This window comes from Microbacterium mangrovi, assembly GCF_000802305.1.
Taxonomy (GTDB): domain Bacteria; phylum Actinomycetota; class Actinomycetes; order Actinomycetales; family Microbacteriaceae; genus Microbacterium; species Microbacterium mangrovi.
The window spans coordinates 1-386 of record NZ_JTDK01000038.1; the positions used below are offsets into that span (position 1 = coordinate 1).

At 63.2% G+C, this 386-nt stretch carries 1 pseudogene; it reads left to right on the forward strand.

Annotation, left to right across the window (positions count from 1 at the left end):
- Nucleotides 1-339: pseudogene (locus LK09_RS22080) on the forward strand (IS481 family transposase); the annotation flags it as partial.
- Between the last annotated feature and the right edge of the window lie 47 nt (nt 340-386).

Here is a 386-nt window from a genome sequence, read left to right on the forward strand (position 1 = left end):
CACCGTGCTCTGAACGACAACACCCCAGCGGACGTCTACGCAGCATCACCGAAAGCAGTCCCTCCAGGGCAATCCGCGGACACCACTCACTACCGGCTCCGCTACGACCACGTCGCAAGCAACGGGAAAGTCAGCTTCCGCCGCGCCGGCCGCATGCACCACCTCGGCATCGGCACCGCACACGCAGGCAAACGCGTCCTCGCCCTCGCCGACGAGCACACCGTCACCGTGATCCACCTCGACACCGGCGAGATCATCGCCACCAACACCATCGACCCCGACCACACCTACTGGCGCAACACACAACGAGAGCCCGGCCGATGGCCAGGCTCTCATTAGTGACACATGACGCGACTCATCAGAGACCTATGTCTCGACTCATCACA